This window comes from Paenibacillus sp. OK003 (assembly GCF_900109515.1).
Classification (GTDB): Bacteria; Bacillota; Bacilli; order Paenibacillales; family Paenibacillaceae; genus Paenibacillus; species Paenibacillus marchantiae.
This window is the reverse complement of the sequence record NZ_FOBD01000001.1, coordinates 239,542-257,931: the sequence shown is the minus strand read 5'-3', so window position 1 is coordinate 257,931 and position 18,390 is coordinate 239,542. Positions and strand designations below refer to the sequence as shown.

The 18,390-nt window shown below is 43.6% G+C and carries 22 protein-coding genes and 1 pseudogene; 2 read left to right on the top strand and 21 right to left on the bottom strand.

Translation table 11 applies throughout. The annotated features are described in order from the left end of the window. Window positions 1–195 precede the first annotated feature (195 nt). The 14 genes from BMW94_RS01200 to BMW94_RS01135 form a co-directional block, all read right to left on the bottom strand. Window positions 196–546, bottom strand: coding sequence for a lysozyme inhibitor LprI family protein (locus tag BMW94_RS01200; protein WP_368086887.1), 351 nt, complete (start codon window positions 544–546; stop codon window positions 196–198). Window positions 547–760: 214 nt separating this feature from the next. Beyond that, window positions 761–1,303 (bottom strand): GrpB family protein, encoded by a 543-nt coding sequence (locus BMW94_RS01195; RefSeq protein WP_090993671.1) that lies wholly within the window; start codon window positions 1,301–1,303, stop codon window positions 761–763. A gap of 223 nt (window positions 1,304–1,526) precedes the next feature. Next, window positions 1,527–1,955 (bottom strand): NUDIX hydrolase, encoded by a 429-nt coding sequence (locus BMW94_RS01190; RefSeq protein ID WP_090993669.1) that lies wholly within the window; start codon window positions 1,953–1,955, stop codon window positions 1,527–1,529. A gap of 256 nt (window positions 1,956–2,211) precedes the next feature. Continuing rightward, the gene (locus BMW94_RS01185) at window positions 2,212–2,619 is read right to left on the bottom strand and encodes a hypothetical protein (RefSeq protein WP_175480543.1); all 408 of its coding nucleotides are present in this window, start codon (window positions 2,617–2,619) and stop codon (window positions 2,212–2,214) included. 93 nt (window positions 2,620–2,712) lie between these two features. After that, window positions 2,713–3,384 (bottom strand): hypothetical protein, encoded by a 672-nt coding sequence (locus tag BMW94_RS01180; protein WP_090993665.1) that lies wholly within the window; start codon window positions 3,382–3,384, stop codon window positions 2,713–2,715. Between the two features lie 206 nt (window positions 3,385–3,590). Continuing rightward, window positions 3,591–4,097 carry an HIT family protein gene (locus BMW94_RS01175; protein WP_090993663.1) on the bottom strand — a complete coding sequence of 169 codons (507 nt, stop codon included), beginning with the start codon at window positions 4,095–4,097 and terminating at the stop codon, window positions 3,591–3,593. Window positions 4,098–4,318: 221 nt separating this feature from the next. Next, complete coding sequence (locus BMW94_RS01170) at window positions 4,319–4,801, bottom strand: DinB family protein (RefSeq protein ID WP_175480542.1); 483 nt, start codon at window positions 4,799–4,801, stop codon at window positions 4,319–4,321. Between the two features lie 200 nt (window positions 4,802–5,001). Further along, window positions 5,002–5,592 (bottom strand): GNAT family N-acetyltransferase, encoded by a 591-nt coding sequence (locus BMW94_RS01165; RefSeq protein ID WP_090993659.1) that lies wholly within the window; start codon window positions 5,590–5,592, stop codon window positions 5,002–5,004. Window positions 5,593–5,804: 212 nt separating this feature from the next. After that, on the bottom strand, window positions 5,805–6,902 hold the full coding sequence (locus tag BMW94_RS01160; RefSeq protein ID WP_090993658.1) for a Gfo/Idh/MocA family protein: 1,098 nt from the start codon (window positions 6,900–6,902) through the stop codon (window positions 5,805–5,807). Between the two features lie 90 nt (window positions 6,903–6,992). Beyond that, complete coding sequence (locus tag BMW94_RS01155) at window positions 6,993–8,165, bottom strand: Gfo/Idh/MocA family protein (protein WP_090993655.1); 1,173 nt, start codon at window positions 8,163–8,165, stop codon at window positions 6,993–6,995. Then, window positions 8,162–9,076: a sugar phosphate isomerase/epimerase family protein gene (locus BMW94_RS01150; RefSeq protein WP_090993653.1), complete on the bottom strand. Its 915-nt coding sequence runs from the start codon at window positions 9,074–9,076 to the stop codon at window positions 8,162–8,164. The genes BMW94_RS01155 and BMW94_RS01150 overlap by 4 nt, the downstream gene beginning before the upstream one ends. Window positions 9,077–9,307: 231 nt before the next feature. Beyond that, window positions 9,308–9,805 carry a metallophosphoesterase family protein gene (locus BMW94_RS01145; RefSeq protein WP_090993651.1) on the bottom strand — a complete coding sequence of 166 codons (498 nt, stop codon included), beginning with the start codon at window positions 9,803–9,805 and terminating at the stop codon, window positions 9,308–9,310. Between the two features lie 36 nt (window positions 9,806–9,841). Next, window positions 9,842–10,276 carry an Rrf2 family transcriptional regulator gene (locus BMW94_RS01140; RefSeq protein WP_090993649.1) on the bottom strand — a complete coding sequence of 145 codons (435 nt, stop codon included), beginning with the start codon at window positions 10,274–10,276 and terminating at the stop codon, window positions 9,842–9,844. 62 nt (window positions 10,277–10,338) lie between these two features. Next, window positions 10,339–10,716, bottom strand: a complete 378-nt coding sequence (locus BMW94_RS01135) for a DivIVA domain-containing protein (RefSeq protein WP_024630343.1) — start codon at window positions 10,714–10,716, stop codon at window positions 10,339–10,341. A 212-nt stretch (window positions 10,717–10,928) separates the two neighbouring features. Here BMW94_RS01135 and BMW94_RS01130 point away from each other — a divergent pair, with 212 nt between their 5' ends. Beyond that, window positions 10,929–11,495, top strand: coding sequence for a TraR/DksA C4-type zinc finger protein (locus BMW94_RS01130; RefSeq protein WP_090993647.1), 567 nt, complete (start codon window positions 10,929–10,931; stop codon window positions 11,493–11,495). A gap of 157 nt (window positions 11,496–11,652) precedes the next feature. Here the strand turns inward: BMW94_RS01130 and BMW94_RS01125 are convergent, their stop codons facing one another. The 7 genes and pseudogenes from BMW94_RS01125 to BMW94_RS01095 all read right to left on the bottom strand — a co-directional run bounded on the left by BMW94_RS01125 (window position 11,653) and on the right by BMW94_RS01095 (window position 17,796). After that, the gene (locus BMW94_RS01125; RefSeq protein ID WP_090993645.1) at window positions 11,653–12,336 is read right to left on the bottom strand and encodes an ArsR/SmtB family transcription factor; all 684 of its coding nucleotides are present in this window, start codon (window positions 12,334–12,336) and stop codon (window positions 11,653–11,655) included. A 110-nt stretch (window positions 12,337–12,446) separates the two neighbouring features. After that, on the bottom strand, window positions 12,447–13,733 hold the full coding sequence (locus BMW94_RS01120; protein WP_090993644.1) for an MFS transporter: 1,287 nt from the start codon (window positions 13,731–13,733) through the stop codon (window positions 12,447–12,449). 190 nt (window positions 13,734–13,923) lie between these two features. Then, the gene (locus BMW94_RS01115; protein WP_090993642.1) at window positions 13,924–14,199 is read right to left on the bottom strand and encodes a barstar family protein; all 276 of its coding nucleotides are present in this window, start codon (window positions 14,197–14,199) and stop codon (window positions 13,924–13,926) included. 17 nt (window positions 14,200–14,216) lie between these two features. Then, a pseudogene (locus BMW94_RS01110) lies at window positions 14,217–14,543 on the bottom strand (ribonuclease); the annotation flags it as partial. Window positions 14,544–14,944: 401 nt separating this feature from the next. Continuing rightward, on the bottom strand, window positions 14,945–15,952 hold the full coding sequence (locus BMW94_RS01105) for a Gfo/Idh/MocA family protein (protein ID WP_090993639.1): 1,008 nt from the start codon (window positions 15,950–15,952) through the stop codon (window positions 14,945–14,947). A gap of 2 nt (window positions 15,953–15,954) precedes the next feature. Continuing rightward, complete coding sequence (locus tag BMW94_RS01100) at window positions 15,955–16,329, bottom strand: replication termination protein (protein ID WP_063563231.1); 375 nt, start codon at window positions 16,327–16,329, stop codon at window positions 15,955–15,957. A gap of 321 nt (window positions 16,330–16,650) precedes the next feature. Then, window positions 16,651–17,796 carry an acyltransferase gene (locus BMW94_RS01095; RefSeq protein WP_090993637.1) on the bottom strand — a complete coding sequence of 382 codons (1,146 nt, stop codon included), beginning with the start codon at window positions 17,794–17,796 and terminating at the stop codon, window positions 16,651–16,653. Between the two features lie 70 nt (window positions 17,797–17,866). On the opposite strand from BMW94_RS01095, the gene BMW94_RS01090 reads away from it, so the two are divergent. Then, window positions 17,867–18,268, top strand: coding sequence for a YidH family protein (locus BMW94_RS01090; protein ID WP_254790064.1), 402 nt, complete (start codon window positions 17,867–17,869; stop codon window positions 18,266–18,268). Window positions 18,269–18,390: the final 122 nt, after the last annotated feature.

Genomic DNA, 18,390 nt, shown 5'->3' with positions numbered 1-18,390 from the left:
TAACGTTTCGTATTCGCGAGTTCCATTCCCCTTAGATAGCTCTTATCTTAGGCTGGCTCGTTTGTTGTCTGAGTGTTCTTCCATGATTATATATCTGACAACCAAGGGGTGGTAGCCCCGCAACATGAATACATTGTTATGTGCCGTTACTATCTTCGAATCATCACCTATTAACCTTTGATCAAGATTCCAACTCTATTTTTTACTTTGGTATAAAAACTCAACTTCACCATCGAGCAAATATCGATATTCAAATAATTGCATTGTTCTTTCCCTAATTCTCTCCCGTATAACCGCGCCTAGGCTTACCGATCCTTTTGATCCAACGTAACCATTATTAATAAATGTCTTCTCTACAAATTTTGTTTCCTTTAAGTGATAATGTAACCATTCTTTCTGCGATTCGATTAGTGCTGCTCTTGGTTCTCTATCCAACTTAGAAAGAAGCTTTATATATATTCGATTCAACTCTTTATCCCAAATCTGAGCGAAAACGACGCAGCAGGAAAAGGTATACGCTGGTTGGCTCTCCTTCGAAATCACTATGATTGAATGTTTCAAAATGGGGTTGTACAATGAAAATATAAGTCTTTTTTGGAGTGTTCATGTATGAAATGGAGTCATATCCGTGAAATCCACCCTAATTGTTGGGTCTAGCTGAAGCTCTTGCCATCAATCGAAATACCTCTGGCAATCCAAGGGGAGTTATCTCCACAGTGCGTATACAATGTTATCCGATGTTTTCGCCCCCTTGAGCTCCCTACAAAGTCTTTCCACATTCATTAAGTACTTTATTTACAAATTCGGTCTTCCCATCCGTATAAGACTGGCGATTTTCTCTATATCTAATAACCAGTTCTTTCTTAAGATTGGCATATTCGACTACAAATTCGGGATTGCTAATTAATGCATCTCTGAAAGATATATGTCTTAATAACTCTTTGCTCTCTTTATTACAAACATATAAATGATGTTCAGGTTTCTGTATTTTCACTATACTATAGGGAACATTTGCATCTTTTCTTGCAAAAGCTTCTCTGTGCTCAACACCCAAATTCCCTTCATGATAGTAACCTAAACTTTCTAATCCTTGAATTACATCTGGAAGCACATCCATAGAATCAATTACTACATCAATATCTAAAATAGGTTTTGCCGCTAGTCCAGGTACTGCTGTACTACCAACGTGCTCGATTCTAAGTACTAGATCCCCGAGTCTATGTTCTATGATGGATTTCAGATCAGAAAACATTTCAGGCCATTCATTGTTGTAATCTTCAATAATTATTGTTTTTTTACTCATCCTCGAGATGCCCCCAAAAATAAAGTTTTTATGAAGATTTCAGCTAATGTTTCTGTATTCACGACGTCCATTCCCCCTTAGATAGCTCTTACCTTAAGGGAATGGATGTATCTGCCCGATTCTTCTTTCTCGAAAACACTCCTGGCACAGATCAAGGGACGAATGGCCCGCAGGTGAATTTTTTGTTATATGAAGGATATGCCGTCTCGAACAATTCACAAAATCACTTATTGCCTTCGTTAAAATATGTTATTTCATATCCATCTATTAATCTTCTTAATCCATCTTTATAGTAAGGCATTAATTGTTCAGCCTTCTCTATATCAATCCAAGCTATTTCAGAAATTTCATTAGGTCTAACTATTTCTTCATTCCCACCGATTACCTCACCTTTAAATGTTATAAATATTACATGTTCTTCTTTTTTCGGAAATTTACATTCATTTACTGCCACTATTCCATGAACTTTAATATCTAGTCCAGTTTCTTCTTTAGCTTCCCTTATCGCTGCTTGGTCTAATGATTCTTCTCTTTCAACAGCCCCGCCTGGAAGTGACCATCGGTCACTAGAATCATCTACATTCCTTACCATTAATATTTTGGAATTGGTTGGATCAGTAATTAAGGAATAAGCTACATCGACTCTGATCATTATGTTTGACTTCCCTTCTGATTTAGATCTGAATATCTTTCAATTAACGTTACCGTGTTCACGACGTCCCACCGACTTAAAGCTCCGTCAATAGACGACCACGATGCGGTTAGTTTTGCAGTGTTGTTCGCCTGAACCCCACTTCTCTGAAGTCCCTCGGGCGAACCGAGGGCCGAATGGCACGATGCGTGAATATGTTGTTCCGACTTCTTCGATCCACATCTACATTCTCATTTCATTGCACTCTACAAAACTGTTATTTTTCTTTATAGTCATTTGCTGCCTCTTTAATTTCTTCATTTTTAGAATTAATTCCCAATTCAATTCCCCAATCTAGTAATTTTGGAACTGCCTCTGAAAGTAGCTCTAACAATCTACGATACTCCCATTCATCGTCAAGACAAATTGCTGTTTTAGCTACATTAGGAAGATGTTCTATTAGCCAATCAGAAGGAATTGTTTTAATCTTTTTCCTCGCTATTTCAATTGGGTGGGTATTTTGTGGCTGGCAAGCCCATTCAATAAGGATAGTAAGTATTTTTATTCCAAGCCCCGTAGGGATTCGTTCAATATCTTCTAGTCTAGTTGATATATTGGGAGATATTTGATTAATTTCATAATCTATTTTCAGTTCTTGCCATGATGCCATACCATTATTCATCATCCTTCCCCCCTAATACATTCATCTTCAATTGATTCCCTTCTTCGAAAATTCTTTGGCAACCAAGGAGCAATGCGACACGGCGTAGATATCGTGTTATGTGCTGTCACTTGCCCTCTTCGAATTCGCCAATAAAGTTCGTGCTTTATAAAATATCCAAGTACTAGTCAATGACTCTTTATCTTTGTGAACTGCTACTTTATTCAAGAAAAGAAAATCTGATAAGGATACGCTTATCTTGGCTATTGGGGTTACAAATTCATTGCAAATCCACTCATCAAATTGCACTTTCCCATGTCCAGACATATGAAATTTATCTCTAGGTAGTATGTACAGCATGCCATCCGTCCAAGGATTGTTATTAATTGTAGAGTCATTTATCGAATAATAATGGTACTTTTTGTTTCGCCCTATAATACATCCATTTCGAAAACTCCCAATTAATGCACTTCGATTAAATACTGCATAGAAAATAGACCATAATGGTTCTGTCGTTGCAAACACAGCTGTCGTTAGTTCATTGTTGTACAACGTCTGCTTACGTGGTTCAAATCTTTCAATATTGCCATCATTAGAACCGTGAAACACGTATTTTCCATTCAATGATAAATAATGTAGAAAACGGTGCTTGGGGTATTGTAAAGAATAATCAATTAATCGTCCTTCATTAACTGATTTTGATAACTCTTCATATTTGTCAATCTCTTCCTTAGTAAAAACAACGGTGGGAGATTGATACATTAATATTGATATAATAACTGAAATCATCTATAGAAATATCCCTCCCCATTAGACTTGTAAGTAATTGCAGATAACGTTCTTGTGTTCACGAACCCGAGAGGCTTAATGCGACCAACGGGAGCCGGGTCGAAGACTTAGCCTCGCAGGATTGTCTGGTTGCATCCACTTCCACGATTACTCCTCTGCCAGACCGAGGGCGTCAGCCCGATGATTGAAAACAGTGTTAGATAAGGTTACCTTGAGCTACTCACAAAATCCCTCATGCCCTCTCTTAGCATGCTAACCGCTTCTTCTACACTCTTCATATTCTCGTCGTCATTCATATTATTCCTTGCATGTAATAATGCCGGTCTTAATGATTCTACTGAATTTCCAAATTGGTACATCCATTCATATCTAGGAACCATCCATAAATGAAAGTGATGTGTTGTATCTTCATTATAAAAATAATAGACCTTATCAATTCCCAATCGTTTTCTTTGTTCACTTCTGAGCTTATGGATTAACGAAATAAATTCTAATCGCTCTTCATCTGTTAATTCATCCATGCAGTAAAAATGCCTCTTTGAAGCTAATATAACTAACCCTTTAATTGGGTAAGCAATATCTTGATGGACATGAAAGTTGCTTGATTCAAAAATCACTCCACCTGTTGAAGAAATCAAACCACTTGTCAATGCGCAGCTTACACATTCAACTTCTACTGATCTTCCATCAGCCAATGTAATTAGTCTTGGCATTATGCACCTCATAGTTTTTGATTTTGATAAGAACTTGCATCGTAATTTCATCTAACGTTGTTTTGTTCCTGACGTCGATTCCCCTTAGATAGCTCTTATCTTATGGGAATTGATGTATCTGCCTGAATCTGCTTCCTTGAAATTCTTCAGGCAGACCGAGTGGCGACAGACGCGAAGCTGGAACATAGTGTTATAAGATGTTGGGGCATCCCTGAATTCGCTTACACTTTTTGTATTGACTTTACGTACTTTTCAATTTGTTTTTTATGGTGTTTATCGTGGGGAATAAATCCTCTTAAATATCCCCTAATCGAAAACTTTTTTCTGTCTCCGTCTGTATATTCCTTTATATAATCTTCCTCTGGTAATCCGGTGATATCATCAATGATCTTGTTTCTGTATTCAATGAATTGGTTAACGACAGAATCTCTTGTTTGAGTCTTTGCATATTCCCTTGCATTAGCGTTGAATTCATCAAAGTTCAAATGCCTTACAGTCACGAACTGACCAAGCTTGATCTTCTCTATGCCTTCCTCATAAAAATATTTGTCCCAAAGCATGATATGACTTATAACATCTTTCAATGACCATTTCCCTTCTGAAATTGGACTATTCCAATGTTCTTCATCTATAGTCTTTAACTCTCGTACAAAATCAATAAACGTTTTGAATTCTTCTACCATTTCCAAAGAGGTCTTCGCCATATACATTACTCCTTTGAGTTGTTTTTATATCCTTTTCCCAATTTCTTATAACGTTGTTGTGTTCCCGACGCCTCACCGACTTAAAGCCCGAAGGGCTTGCCGCGACGCGGATAGTCGGTGCAGGTGTGTCTGCTGAATATGCTTCCCTGAAATCCCACTTGCAGACCAAGGGGCGTAAGCCGAGCAGTGGGAACACAGTGTTAGCTGATGGAACTGCCTTCTTCAAAAGAACTGACATATTCTCTTCTAAGTATTGAAAACATCTTCTGGTCTGTATATTTTCCCTTTATATTTAATTGTTCTCTTAATGTTCCTTCAAATGTCATTCCTAATTTATTCATTACTTTTTCTGATCCAAAATTCTCAAAATTACAGCGACCTTCAATCCGATTTAATTCTAATTCTTCAAATCCATACCTTATTATCGGTTTTGTCGCTTCCGTAATAATTCCCATCTTCCAAAAGTCATTTGACAACGCAAATCCAATTTCAGTTTTTTTATGAAATTCATCGATACTTACGAATCCAGTTCTTCCAATTAACTTGTTTGTGTCTTTGTAAACTATTCCCCAATGATATGCTCCTTTGGATTCATATTTTTCAATAACGTAGTTTATATATTTTAATGAATCTTCTATTGACTTATGATAATCCCACCAAGTAAATGTTGTAACTAGAGGATTAGATGCAAACGTAAAATAATCACTAGCATCCTCTATTTTTAACCTTCGTAAAGTCAAACGATGTGTTTCGAAAACCGGTGAGCAATCAAATAATTTAGCGAATTTCATGGTTTATATTCCCTTCTAATAGATTTGCAGTTCTTTCATCTAACATCTAATCTATGTACTTTGTAAACACCACACATTCAGCTCAATTTCTGAACTACATACATAATAAACCATATTGTTCCATTTGCGAAGGTACTACAACAAACAAAAGAGCGGCCATTGTATCAGCCGCTCTCCCCTACATATTCTATTACTACTTCAGATAAAACCCTTTACTTCGCACCACTGCTCCATACCACTCTATCGCTCATTGCCTTATGCTGCGCAATCAAGCAGAGTTCTGCCGCTTTAAACGCATGCTCCTGTGTCATCGCATTCTCTGTTCGATCCAGACAGTCCCGGATCAGTTCACCGAAGAACGGATAGCCGACCTGTCCTTTGACGCTATAACGGTATTCCCCTTCATGGTTAACCAAATAAACTTGATCGCCCTCAGGCTCTCTGGCCACGTCGATATACTTACGCAGCTCAATGTATCCGTCTGTTCCCAAAATAACCGTTCGTCCATCGCCCCACGTACCCAGACCATCCGGTGTAAACCAGTCTACGCGGAAGTAACCGGAAGACCCGTTGTTGCCGATCAGTGATGCTTCCCCAAAGTCTTCTAGTTCCGGGAATTGTGGATGATTGAAGTTATTCACCCGACTGAACGCTACTTCTGCATCCGTACATGAAGCAAAGGTCAGAAACTGCTCGATCTGATGACTCCCAATATCACAGAGGATGCCGCCATACTTTTCATGCTGGAAGAACCATTCAGGCCGACCACCCGCATTCAATCGATGCGGCCCCGTCCCCATAACCTGTACAACCTTCCCGATGGCTCCCTGTTCGATCAGTTGTCCAGCATAGACTGCACTTTCCACATGCAGACGTTCACTGTAATAGACCATATACTTCTTCCCAGTGCGTTTAACCTCTTCACGCGCAAGGGCTAGTTGATCCAGTGTGGTAAAGGGGGCTTTGTCCGTAAAATAATCCTTGCCTGCGGCCATAACTCTCATGCCGAGTGGCGCACGTTCCGATGGTATGGCAGCTCCGGCCACGAGCTGCACTTCATCGTCGGCAAGTACATCCGCTTCAGATGCCGCAATCTGTGCCTGAGGAAATTGTTTCCGAAAAGCCTCAACTTTAGCTGGGTCAGGATCGTATACCCATTTGAGCGTTGCCCCAGCCTCCACCAGTCCACCAACCATACCGTAAATATGTCCATGGTCCAACGCCACAGCAGCAATGGTAAACTCACCCGGACTGCATACTACCTCTTTTTTTACACTTTTAGGTGCATAAAACATACCGTCTTTAGCCATACCTTCTCCACCTTTTCAATTGGATTTTCCGTTTATCGATTCCGTTATCCTCTTGCACGCCTTGAGTTCAGCTTGGTGTATAAGCTCCATTTATTTAAATGTCTGTGACAGATCAGCAGGTTGACTGCTGCTGCCTGCCTTGTCTTTCTTTGTATTTGAACTGGCAATCCGCTGCTGCAAATGCTCATAGAACAATTCCTCATCAATCGGCAGATCCACCCAGTTATCGGTCCAGGTTGACAATAGCATGGCATTAGACAAGGTTAAACCATGGATACCCTCTTCTCCCGGAGCAATGAGCGGAGTCCCGTTCAGGATGGCATCGATCCAGTTGCGAATCAGACCAGGATGTCCGGTCTCCACACCCGTAATTGGCACCTCGCATTTCCAGCATTCAGGCTGTCCAAATCCTCCGGTAAATCTTTGATTGAATTCAGGCTCGGGTTCACGAAGACGCCAGAAAGTCAACTGACCCTCTTCAATGACAATTTTGCCGCGATCCCCATTGACCTCGAACCGGTTGGTGCCTGGTGCTTCACCTGTCGTGGTCACAAATACACCTGTTGCTCCATTCTCATACTCGACATATGCCGTTACATCATCTTCTACTTCAATGTTCCGGTATTTGCCGAATGAACAGAAGGCACGCATACGCACCGGCATCATGCCGATGGTCCATTGCCATAGGTCCAGTTGATGAGGGTCCTGATTGATCAGGACACCGCCCCCTTCACCAGCCCACGTTGCCCGCCAGCCGCCTGAATCATAATAGCTCTGAGAGCGATACCAGTTCGTAATAATCCAGTTGGTGCGCCGTACCTCACCCAGTTCTCCCGAGGCAATCAGATCTTTAAGTTTGATATATAAAGGGTTGGTTCGCTGGTTATACATCATTGAAAACACTTTGCCGCTGGCAGCCGCCGCTTCATTCATCTTGCGTACCTGTTTGGTATATACTCCGGCAGGCTTCTCGATCATGACATGCAGGCCATACTGAAAAGCCTGAATGGCCTTTTCGGGATGGTCATAATGCGGGGTCGCTATAATTACCGCATCAATCGTCCCTGATGACATCATCTGCTCCGCATCCTGCCAATAAGTGACTGAAGCCGGAAGGTTGCTGGATACCCAGCTCTCCATTTCTTGTCTCACATCACACACAGCCACCAGTTCTGCACCCGGTACTTCTCCTGCTACCAACGTTCTGGCATGGGCTGCACCCATATTTCCAATTCCAATAACGGCTACTCGAACCAAACTCATACCTGTACCTCCTCGTCCACACGACGTTCAATTTCGGCAAAAACATCTGCAAAATGCTGTAACATCGCCTTCGATTCCAAAACTCCGCTAAAATCCTCAATCCCGTAATATCCATCATATCCAACGGATTTGAGGTCACGGAATACTTGCAACCAGTTCACCACGCCCTCAGTCAAGGGGGCCCACTGACAATGCCAGTCTGATGTTAGCGAGATTTCTGTGTTTGGTTCTTTCACACTGGAATTCGAATTCTTGTTTGATGCATCCTTGAACCAAGCTGCATTCTTCACATGCACATGTGCCAGATAAGGTCCCAGTAATTCCAGTCCCATACGATGGTTCTCATATCCTTCATGGACCATGTTACCTGGATCATACAATACCCCTACATGCTGTGGATCCAGCGATTGCACGAGCCGATAAGCTAGTGATGCAGTGGGGGCAATCGTTTGGTGATGGGTTTCTACTACAGCTTTTACCTTATACTGTTGGGCCATCTCTTGAACCTCATTCAGATAATGCACTGCTTGCTTGTATAATTCAGGATAGCTGGTTGTGCGATCATAACCCGGAACCCCAACACGCATCATGGATGCTCCCAAGCCTTGAGCAGCTTGAAATGCCTGCTCTGTAGCAAGCAGATCTCCACAGCTCAGATACGGCACCAATGCAATCGACTGTCTGTTATGCTTTTTTGCCGCTTCACGAAATGCAGGCACCTGTTCCTCCCATTGGCCTGGATCTATTGAACAACGATTATGTCTCCAATAAGAAGGTTCTTCGGACAAAGCATCTGCCGGAATTCCGCGATATCGCCATTCGATCCCTTCAATGCCGGCTGCGGCTGCAGCAGAAGCCAATTCTTCTGCCGTCAAGTCCGGTGTGGCAACAGTGAATACAGATAATCTCATCATCTCTCATCTCCTTATGTAAACGCATTCAATTTAGTGTTGTAAACGCATTGTATCATTCATACGAAGGCCTCCATAGGGGACAACGAGAAGAGATGAATGACAGATAAACAGCAGACCATATTCCCCATTCAGAGATAACTTGCAAGCTCCCTTTTGAATGCATACATAGCAAAAAGCACCCCGAATAACAGAAGAGCCTTCTGATTCGAGATGCCTGATTTGCAACTTCTATTTTACATCATAAAAAACATGTTCCGCCTGCAATTCCCCTAAATTTGTAGTCATGATACCAAAAGAATACTGGGGCTGAAAGCGCCGATCCGTAGGAGAGCCCGGATTAAATATCAGCACATCATTGACCGTATACATCACTGGAATGTGCGAATGTCCAAAAATCACGGCATCCACCTGCTGCCCTGCAAAGGTATGGATCGCATTCTGCTCGGTAGACTTCGATCCCAGATGACCATGTACAAGACCAAGACGCAAACCGTCCGCCTCAACGATGCGGGAAAACCCGAGTTTTTGACCTATTTCAGGCGGGTCCGTATTACCTGCGACACCTTCAACGGGTGCATAAGCGCTGAGCAGCTTGTATACACTCCAGTCTGACCAGTCCCCCGCATGGAGAATCAGATCGGCATCTGATAGCGCCTCAACCAAGGGATCGGGTAATTTACGTGCTCTTCGAGGTAAATGAGTGTCCGAGATGACAATAATTTTCATAGTACAGCACACCTTCCCTTTCCCTTACATTACGCTTTATTCGGCATGTGTTGGAAGAACTTCAAGTTGGGAACAGGAACGCTCCATATCTTCAAGGGTAATGGATGCGAAAAACTGTTCTACCTTTGCTTCGGCAACCTGATACAAATTGGTCAAAAGGCCATCAATACGAAGGCCAACATCACAATTCGGATTACAGTTACCGTGAATCGGAAACAATGGACCTTCATCCTTGGCAGCCTGATAGATCATGGCTAATGTGATTTCGCTTGACGGCTTGGCAAGGTAAAATCCTCTCGTTCCTGGTGAGGAGTCCACAAGTCCTGCCTTTTTCAACCCGCCCAGAATTCGTCTGACCACGACAGGGTTGGTATTCACACTGCCTGCAATCAGTGCCGAAGTGATTCGTTCAGGCGCGCTGAGAGACAACAACAACAAACAATGCACACTGACCGAAAAATGAGTACTCATGATTAACCACCTTTTAGTTGAGCATTAAAATGCTGATTTTATATCATCCCAGTTGTGCAGGCTTATTCGGAGAACAGGTCCTGTTCAGGGCGTGCCCGGATTTTCAACTGCCGAACGCTGTATTCCAATTGCTTCACAATATCATCCAGCTGTTTGCGATCAATCTTCGTTGGATCCTCCACTGGCTTCGCCGATGACTTCAGGTCCCGAATCGTTAACTGCTGTTCTTGCCACTTGTCCATCAAATCCGCTATATTGGCATAGAAACGTTCGTAATCTTTAATAACTAAATCAAGATAGGCATCCACCTCATCCGGATCATAACCACGAAGTTTATAATTGAATTGTTTTTCATGAATCGATAAAGCGTCGAGCTGCACGCCCAACTGTTTGAACAATTGTCTTTGTTTGTCCAATCTTCGTTTCATATGCTCATCCATATTGACAACCCTCCATTATCAAAAAGCGCCGCGGTAAGCACAAGAATATCTTTTATCTTTGATACCGCCGCATTTTCTCTCTATATTTTTTATAACACATTATCCGTCAGATAGAAAATCGAACGACCCTCTTTACACGCAAAACTGATTGCTTCTTATGAAATTCGGGTAAGGACTGACTACAACCCCATTGCGGGAAAGGAGCTGTCCTTATGAGTACATTAACCAAAGATCAACTTCAAGAGCTGAAAAACGCTCTTTTGCAGCAACGCGAAAACCTACAGCGCCATTTTGAATCCAGCATGGAAGACGGTGCTCCAGCCGAGTCCCTGAAAGATTCAACTGGCGAGCTGTCATCATACGATAATCACCCGGCAGATGCCGGTACGGAGACGTTTGAGCGAAGCCGTGACTTGGCGATAGATGATACGTTAACCGACGAGTTCAATCAAGTGAATGAAGCGTTGGAGCGAATCAAACAAGGAACGTATGGAACCTGTGTGACCTGTGGTAAGGATATTCCCTTTGAGCGACTCGAAGCGATCCCTTACACAGCCTACTGTATCGATGATACGCCTAACCGCGAGTTAAGCAACGAACGGCCGGTCGAAGAGGAAGTCATGACGATGCCGCCGAGCGGTGCCGGAGAAGTCAGACAGCGCAATGCTGGCAAGTTCGATAACGCTGACGCCTGGGAAGCCGTCGAGGAATATGGCACATCGAACTCCCCCGCAACAGCAGCCAAACGTGACGTGAAAGATTATGATGAAAACATGTAGTTTATGAACGAATTAAGGCGTTTTCGCAGTAATAGATTCATGTCTTCCATCATGCCAAATTACGCATGAAAAAGCCGCCAATGGCGGCTTTTTTCTTGGTCCAGCATATCATCTTTACACAAACGAAACTTCAATAAAGCCGATAAATATGCTTCAATTACTCTTCCGCCTGACCACCAGACGAGGATTCCTTCTGCTTTTTAGCAGGTCTTGACGTTTTTGCAGCGGGCTTGCCCTTATCGGGTGTAGCCTTCTTTTTCATTTTCCCAGCGGTTTCCGAAGCAGGCTTATTCACCGTATCTTTGGATAGGGAACTGAATAAATGAAAGACTTCCTGGTCTGCATTATGCTTATCTTTCGTTAAATAGGGTTCACACATCTTCGTAATGTCGTTGTACAGCTGCTCTACTTCTTCCCGGCTAGCATACAACGTCATATCCGAGATGAACATACGGTCCCCGTTTTCCGCCTGATTCATAAATCGCCTACGGCTCTGATCATACATTTCATTTAACAATTTGAAGGTTTCGGAACGAAATACCTCCTTCAAAGGTGAATTCTCTTCATCTCCGTTACGGAGCTGGATTTCTCCCTTGAAGGGCTCATAATATTTAGCGATGATTCCATTAATTTCACGAGTGGATACGATGGTGAGCAGACCGATTTTCTCCAGTTTTTTCACATGATAATGTACCTTGGCTGGTACTTCGCCCATCTGGTCTGCGATCTCTTTAACCGTAGAGGGTCTGCCCTGTTTATTAAACATATTCATAATCTGTATCCGATACGGATCGGAGTAGACCTTGATTTCTTCAATCGTTGAAAGTACTTTGCGCTGCATACCTGTATCCTCATTTCCGGGGTACCTGTTGCCCATCATGTGTATATTATACCGTCCGGACAGGGTTTCGGTCAAAACAGGCTAGCGATAACACGTTTGAGGAAGCCTTATTATAGAACCGTGCGGAAAGTCTTGCTCAGAAGCACCAGTGCGGCTGACATGGCAAGTATAACACCAAACACAATAAACAGAATCGGCAATGCCACCCAATCGGCAAGGGCTCCTGAAACCAAGCTCCCTAAAGGAGCAACACTGACGACGAGCATACTTTGAAGAGCATACACCCTCCCAAGCATATCGGAAGGCGTAACTTCCATCAGATAGGATGCAAGGGGTGTAGTAGCGAGTGGAATTCCCATGCCCATCATCAGACAAAAGACAGCAGCAACAGGCAGCTGGTAGGACGTCATGTAAGCCGGGAGTGCAGTCATGGCATAACTGAGCCCCAACATGACAATGCCTACAATGACCAGCACACTTTTACGGTAATTCGATCCTCGATGAGACAGCCACAAGCCACTCAGTACCATGCCTGCCACAATCAGCCCACTGAGTAGACTTAATCCTCCTGCTCCGGCGTGCAACGTTTCAATGACATATGGCGTGCGAAGAACATTGAATGGCATCAGACAAAAGTTAACGAAGGCAAACAGAATGGAAACGATCAGTAACAACACATGTTTACGCATAAAATGAAAGGCTTCTGTCATTTCAGAAAATATACTTTTTCTTGCTGGAGGAGAATCAGATGACTCTAATGTTTTATTTCCATTGTTAGATGATGTTTGAGTTTTTGGGTACCCCACACGGCTCATCAGGAGTGCACTTAAAGCAAACAAGCCCGCATCGATTAATATCGTCCATGTAATCCCTGCCGTTGCAATTAACGTTCCCGCCACTGCGAGTCCTCCGAGCTCTGCAACCCGGGTTGCAGATGAGGCCATGGCATTACCAGACAGCAGCATTGATTTGGGAAGTAATCGCGGTACAGTGGATACCTCTGCGGGTGACGTGAAACATTCCAGAAGGGAATTCAAAATGGTGATGACGAACAGATGCCACACTTGCAGCTCACCCAGACCAAACAATAGTGCTGTAATGCCAACAAATAATCCTCGACCCGTATTCGTGAGCACAATCACCTTTTTGGGCGACATGCGATCAACCAGTGCGCCGACAAACAACCCCAGAAAGATACTCGGCAAAAAGTTAACAGCCAGCAGTGTTCCCATTAGCAGCTTTGAACCTGTAAGAATGTACACCATCCAGCTATAGGCAATGGAATCAATCGAATCGCCGAATCTGGATACTACCTTGCTCACCATAAACTGCACATATGGTTTAATCCGAATTAATTCCCCGATCCCTTGTTTGTGTGCGACTGTACCTTCGCTCATGATTACTCCGCCTCTCAACGTGAAAATATTTTTAATGTTAATTTTATTTTAACGTATGATATGCGAAAATCAACCCTTTCGTGAAAATATTTTTAACGTTGTGTATATCCCTATAAAATACAAAAAAAACAGACCGAAGGGTCTGTTCTCTTTGCACCAATATTTGCTGCTATGATTCGTAATTCATGTACTAGTCCTCAGTCTTGAATTGAAATCCGATACTCTCTTCTTCTGCCTCCAGCATCAACTTGTATACCATCTCTGCCTCACTACCCAGCCGTTCCTTGCTGATCTGGTAGTTCGTCCAGGTTAATTCAAGCGGCAGCTCAATCATGCCTGTAAGGCAGTCCCACAAGGCGTCCAGATTTGCACCATAAAAGTCTGGCAGTTCAAGCTTTTGCTTCAATAGCTCATGCAGCTCTGTTGTGCTGGAAAAGTCCTCACCGTTAAGTACTACCCTCTTCATGTCTGTCCTGTCCTTCCTTATTTCAAGCGAGTAAATGATGCATAGTGGTCTGTCGTTTTGTATATCAAGCCGTCATTAGAGTACAAAATGCGGTCAGAATTACGGAAACCGGAAGTGTAGTTGATGTCCGCTTCACGCCAAGTGCGGCCACTCGCTGCTGGAAGCAAGCCTTCCCGGTTGCTAAACACATCTCCGCCGATACTTTTGCCCGGAGCAACCGTAGCGAGGTTGCCTTGGGACGATACCCAGCCCAGGGCCGTTGCTTGCGCTTTGGTAATGTAGTTGCATGGCAGTTGCCCATTGGCGCTGAGGTAGTTGGCTACACCCGTAAACGTATTGATGATAGTACACGTTGCTGCTGAAGCCTTCTGCTGTCCAACTGGAGCGATCTGTGAACCGGTGAAAAAGACAATCGTTAACATTACCGCGAGCAAAGCTGTAGACAAAAACTTTTTCATAAATCCAGCCTCCCAATGATTTAAAATGGATGAACGTTGCCACTATGTAAGTGATATGAGATGTGAAATCTACCAGGATGTACGTTCTGCTAGATTATAGTGAACAAGCCATCTATTTACTATTTATATCACATCATTTTGGAGGAAAGATCAAATTCAACTGCAATTTTTGTAAAAATATATAAATATAACATTTAAATATAAAAAAAGACTCACATCCCGGGGGATGGAGTCTGCCATTTCGATCATTTCCTATCATCTAACATGCTAGCATGTTAGCTCCTGCTTTAATCCACTAACTGCACCCGTTGACGGGTTCGCGCCGATTCCAGGCATGCATCAATGACACGCATATTCTGAATGGTATTTTGCGGACTGAACGGTAGCGCTTTTCCTTCAAGCACTGCGGCTGCAAAAGTCTCCACCTGCAAAACATAGGAGTTGGATACCGATACACGTTCCTCACGGCTGACGGAATCGGTGTGCACGATAATCTGTGGTGGAATATCACTGTTCTCCCAGCCGAACACCTTGGGCAGTTCAATCCGCCCATCGGTACCGAGAATCTCCATCTCGGCTCGTCCCGAGGCCCACATGCCGCAGTCAAACGTTAATGCTACTGAATTGGGAAACTCCACAAGTCCCGAAGCCATCATGTCGACGCCATCATGCTCTTGCGAAAAAAGAGCGTGTACCGTTACCGCTTCCGGCTCCTGCCCCAGATACATGCGGGCTGCCGAGATTGGATATACGCCAAGATCAAATAATGATCCTCCGCCCATCTCCCTTTTGAACCTTACATTGTCTTTGTCGTTAGCGGTGTTACAGGTGAAATTGCCATGGAGGGCTCTGACCGTACCAATCTCCCCACTGGCTACTATCTCTTGCACACGTCTATGCTTGGGATGGTATCGATACATGATGGCTTCTGCAAACAGCACGCCGTGCTGTTGACAAACCTCAATCATTTCCGCCGCTTCTTCTGAATTCAGAGCAGCCGGTTTCTCACATAATACATGTTTTCCAGCCTGAGCAGCCTTAATCGTCCACTCCTTATGCATGTGGTTCGGCAGAGGAATATACACAGCATCAATATCCGGGTCCGCAATGAGTTCATCATAGCTGCCATACGCTCTGGCAATGTCGAGTTCATTCGCAAGAGCTTCCGCCTTCTCCTTGCTGCGGCTGGCTATCGCCAAGACCTCACCACGTTCGGATTGTTGAATCGCCGGAATGACTGCATTTTTCGCGATTGTGGATGTACCAAGTACTCCCCATTGTAAGTGTCTGTCCATGCTTATCTTCCTTTCACTCCGTAATTGTCCTCTTCTGCCTTGTGTAACATGCCGAGACAACGATCGAGATCGGCCTTAACCTGTTTTTTATATAATTCAGCTTTCTCCGCACCATCATCCGTGAAGTGATATAAAACGATTTCCTGAAAATCGACTTTGGGATCACTGCCCTTCAGCTTCTTTGTCCGATAAAAGACACCCTGTTGAACTAATTCATGCAGCGCCCGGTATATCTCGCTCTGGGGTGGTACATAACCGTAGGCTTTGAATTCCTGCTTCATGGCCTCCAGCATTTCATAGCCGTATCCCCTATGCTGTTCAACCATCGTAATCAGATACAGCTTAATAAATGCCCGCTGCGCAATCATAAAAGCCACGTTCATTCCCCTCCTGTCAGCTCTATATATCTAGTATTATAAAACTTATGTTCCCCTTCTGCCATCTTTATCCGTCCTTCTCCCTTTAATCCATGGGCGTTGGAAAGCAAGAAGGAGAAATGATGGATAGGCAGGACGTAAGGTAGAGCGGGATTTGAGGTTTTCTATTATGAATTTTTCATGTAATGAAATTTTAAAATTCACTTCAAAAGTGTTCGTCGTGGTATTGGCGTCACTTTTTTTTCAGGTTGTTGCCTTCATTTTTATCGGCCCTCAACTCACTATTGTTCTGAATTTTTCATATAATGATGTATTCACCTGTTAATCGGGTTTGGACTTCGGTACAGTTCCCACAATCCACTTGCCCCAGCTTGCGCGAGAGATGAGCCATGTAAGTACACAGGATAACGTAAGCGCCAGCAACCAGGTGATGATCATGCGTACTACGGGGTTTAAACCCCATGTCACATACAACTGTTCATCCGGAATGTAGCTGTAGCGCAACATCAGCATGTGCATCAGGTAGCCCCCGTATGAAACCCCGCCAATCCATACCAGCAATCGTGTTACTCTGATATTGTGGAGCTTGCCAGCCAGTTGGTACATCACCATGATGGAAGCAATGAGCAATAAGATCATATCCGGCCGGATGAGACTGACGGTATAGAAGGTAATTTGTATGCCCTCCGGCTTCTGGAACTCCTGCATTAACTTATATATAAACCGAAGACCAAGGACAATAAACAAGGACCAATATCCCCAGCGCAAACGTTGAATCCACTCATTCCAGCGTTGAACCGAAAGCCCGGCTGCCGCTCCAAGTACAAAATAAAAAAAGAAATACAGGAAATTTCGATCGGCATAGGTTGTAAAGGCATCGGTCAGCACCGGGACATTCAACCATTCCATGAACCTGGCGATATTTCGCAATTGATCCGCGAGCACTAGGTACACCACACCAGAGATCAGAAGAGCTAGGGTGCGCCCCTTCGCCTCATATCGATTATAGACATAACGGATTGCTCGCAAAAACAGGGGAAATAACAGATAAAACTGAATAAGCATAATAATGTACCAAAAATGCGAGGTCGTTTTACCCGTGATTAATTTCAAACCAAGGTCAGGAATATCCTGCCAACCAAATCCGTTCCAGCCGCGAGGCGCGAGTGTGAAGTAGATCAGTGACCAAATCATATAGGGGACGATTACATCGGTTAATCGCTTTTGCATGAAACGTCCATAATTCAACTTGTCTCCTGTATTATAGAAAAGCACCATACCTGTGATAAAAATAAATAGAGGTACTGCAAATTTGGATAGCATCAGCAGGATGGCGAGCAACACGCCGTCTTCCAGTCCCGCTTCCGGGACCACGGAATAATGTGCTATGGAGTGCTGAAGGACGACTGCCGCAAAAGCAATTCCCCTCAGACTCTCAATTTCTGTAATTCGTTCTTTACGAGGCATAACAGACAGCCTCCTTTCTTGGTTTTGCCATGAAAACGACGTACAATGAAGCCATATATGGATGAACGGGGTGATTCACATCTCAGATACAGACCAAGACATAACTACCATTGATTCTAAATATGTACAACAGCATCTGGCTAACGAGCGGACCTTTCTGGCCTGGGTTCGTACCGGCATTGCCATGGTTGGCATTGGCTTTCTTGCAGCCGGCTTCGGTTTCAGTTCAACGGCCTATGATCGGATGGCCCATATCGCGGCAATCATCATTGGTATTACTTCGTTGGTCAGCGGTATTCTGGTCATCCTGTGTTCGGCAGCTGCTTACCATCGAAAACGCAATCAGATTAATTCACAAACATTCCAGGCATCCACGAAATTGATTCGGTTCCTGACACTGATGTTGCTGGTGATTGGATTGGCCCTGGCCGTATTACTGTATGTATTGTTATTCCCTGCCTGGCAGGTTTAACACCTGAACCTCTGACTTTCATTGATGCATCATACACAGGTACAAAAGCCGGCTTCCTCTAAGGAAACCGGCTAATGACCACCTGGTGGTTTACATATATCATTCCAGTTGAAGAATCCTGT